Origin of the sequence: Streptomyces sp. NPDC059900 (genome assembly GCF_050270335.1) — a bacterium.
Lineage (GTDB): Bacteria > Actinomycetota > Actinomycetes > Streptomycetales > Streptomycetaceae > Streptomyces.
Genome location: NZ_JBNNJZ010000868.1, coordinates 1 through 2500 on the forward strand (window position 1 = coordinate 1; position 2500 = coordinate 2500).

General features: G+C 73.5%; 2 protein-coding genes. Both read left to right on the plus strand.

The genetic code is table 11. The features are described 5' to 3' along the window. Positions 1-289 precede the first annotated feature (289 nt). Positions 290-904, plus strand: coding sequence for a DUF4126 domain-containing protein (locus ACQKIP_RS45100; RefSeq protein ID WP_365852777.1), 615 nt, complete (start codon positions 290-292; stop codon positions 902-904). 45 nt (positions 905-949) lie between these two features. Beyond that, positions 950-2476: a phytoene desaturase family protein gene (locus ACQKIP_RS45105; RefSeq protein WP_365852775.1), complete on the plus strand. Its 1527-nt coding sequence runs from the start codon at positions 950-952 to the stop codon at positions 2474-2476. The last annotated feature ends 24 nt before the right edge of the window (positions 2477-2500 follow it).

Sequence of the window (2500 nt, forward strand, 5' to 3'; positions counted from 1 at the left end):
GTACTCCCCCGTTCGGCCCCCCGGTGGTCATCCCCGGGTGGTCGCCCGTCACCCCGTGTCTCGCTCCCGCCTTCGGCGAGGCGGGAGGAGCGGCCAAGGGCGCCGCGCCGTTCCGCCGCCCCGTGTCGGCGGTACGGACGCTGCGCCCTTCTCCGTGTCCCTCACTCTTCCGTCTGCGCAGGTCGGGACCCATCCGCGCTCATACTCATCTCCATCTCTAGGTACGGATACTCAGACCCGGGCACTCAACCCCGGGCCGGGACGTTCCCGACTGGTTACGATCGCGTCCGTGTCCGTACTCCCCCTGGTGTTCACCAGCGGCTGGGCCAGCGGGATCAACGCGTACGCCGTGGTCCTGCTGCTCGGTGTCTTCGGCGCGACCGGGATCACCGACGAGGTTCCCGAGTCGCTGCAACGTCCTGATGTGCTGATCGCCGCCGGGATCCTCTTCGCCTGCGAGGCCGTCGCCGACAAGATCCCTTACGTCGACTCGGTGTGGGACACGGTGCACACCGTGATCCGGCCGGTCTCCGGCGCGGTGGTGGGTGCGCTGCTCGCGGGCCAGAGCGGTTCGCTGTCCGATCTGGCGGCGGGCGCGGTGGGCGGTTCGACGGCGCTGGCGAGCCACTTCGTGAAGGCCGGGACGCGGATGGCGATCAACTCGTCGCCGGAGCCGTTCAGCAACATCATCGTGAGCACGGCGGAGGATCTCGGGGTCGGCGGGATCGTCACCTTCGCGATGTTCTACCCGGAGGCCGCGGCGATCATCGCGGCCGTGCTGCTGGTGCTCGGCCTGATCGCGGTGTACTTCCTGGTCTCGCGGATCCGGCGGTTCCTGCGGCGCAGGGCACAGCGGCGCGAGGAGAAACACCTCGCGGCGCACGCGGGACGGCCGCCGGACTGAGGGCTCCCGGCGTGACTGTCAGTGGTGGCCGATAAAGTCCCTGGCATGGCACGGATTGTGGTGATCGGCGCCGGGATGGGCGCGATGGCGGCCGCCGCCCGGCTGGCCGTCGCGGGCCACCGGGTGGTGGTGCACGAGCGGTCGGGTACGTACGGCGGCGCGCTCGGCAGCGTCGGGCGTGACGGCTTCTCCTTCGACACGGGCCCCGGTCTCCTGCATCTGCCCGCCGTCTATCGCGACCTGTTCGTCAAGACGGGCAAGGAACCGCTGGAGCAGTGCGTCGAGCTGTCCCAGGTGGAGCCCGCCGTGCGGCATGTCTTCGCGGACGGCAAGGCGGTCGACCTGCCCAACGCCTCGCGCGCGGGCGTCGGCGAGGCCCTGGACGCGGCCCTCGGCGGCGACGCGGGCGCCCTCTGGTCGGGGTACATGAACCGCGCCCGCGAGGCATGGGACCGCACCCGGCGCCCCCTCCTGGAAGAGCCGCTCTGGCCGAACTGGCGGGTTCTCGCCGAGCGCGAGCCCTACCCCTCGGTGCCGCACAAGCGCCTTTTGCGGCGCGACCTGCGCGCGACCACCCTCACCGGAGTCGGCGAGCTCGAACTGGGCGGCGACGCACGCCTCCTCGCGCTCCTCGAGCAGTACGCCCTCGCATGGGGACTCGACCCCCGCACGACCCCGGCGAGCGCCGCCGTCCTGCCCTACATGGAGCACACCTTCGGCGCGTGGTCCGTGCGCGGCGGCATGCGCGCGCTCGCACGCGCCGTGTACGAACGGTGCCTGGCCCGCCGGGTCGAGTTCGCGTTCGACTCCCCCGTCGCCCGGATCATCGAGAAGGACGGCCGCGCCGCGGGCGTCGAGCTCGCGGACGGGACGGCGCAGGAGGCGGACTTCGTGGTCGCCGGGGTCGCGCCCGGCGCGCTCGACGGCCTGTTGTCCGGTGTATCCGGGATGCCCGGCGCATCCGGTGTGAACATACGGGCGGAGGGTGAGGTGCAGGCCCGCTCGGGACTGCCGAGCCGTCTCATGATCTTCCTCGCCCTGCGCGACGCCCGGCCCGACGGCACACCCCACCGGACGGTGCTGCACACCTCCGACCGCCGGGACGAGCTCGACCGGGTCTTCGGCGACCAACCCGGACTCCCCCAGGCCCCCACCCTCACGGTGCTGCGCCCGGCCGACCCCGCGCTCGTGCCCGACGCCGGGCACGAGGCGCTCACGCTGACGGTCACGGTGCCCGCGCACACGGAGGTCACCGCGGCGGACGTGGAGCGGCTCATCGACCGCGCCGGGTCGGTGGTCCCCCGGCTGCGGGAGCGGCTGCTGTGGCACGAGGTCCATGCCCCCGCCGACATCGCCGGGGCCACCGGCGCCGACGGCGGCGCGGTCCCGCCCCCGTCCCTCGCGGCAGGCGAAGGGCGGCTGCTCCACCCGGCCAACGGCACGGGCCTGCCGGGGCTCTTCGCGGCCGGCGGCTGGGCGCACCCCGGCGGCGGGCTCGCGCACGCGGGCATGTCGGGCACGCTGGTCGCCGGACTGATCGTGGAGGGGCCGGAGTTCCGGGGCTCTCAGTGAGGGAGCACGCGGTGAGGGGCGCGC

What these genes read in the sequence shown, in the direction of transcription:
- ACQKIP_RS45105 (WP_365852775.1), top strand. Translation starts at nt 950, where the DNA reads ATGGCACGGATTGTGGTGATCGGCGCCGGGATGGGCGCGATGGCGGCC.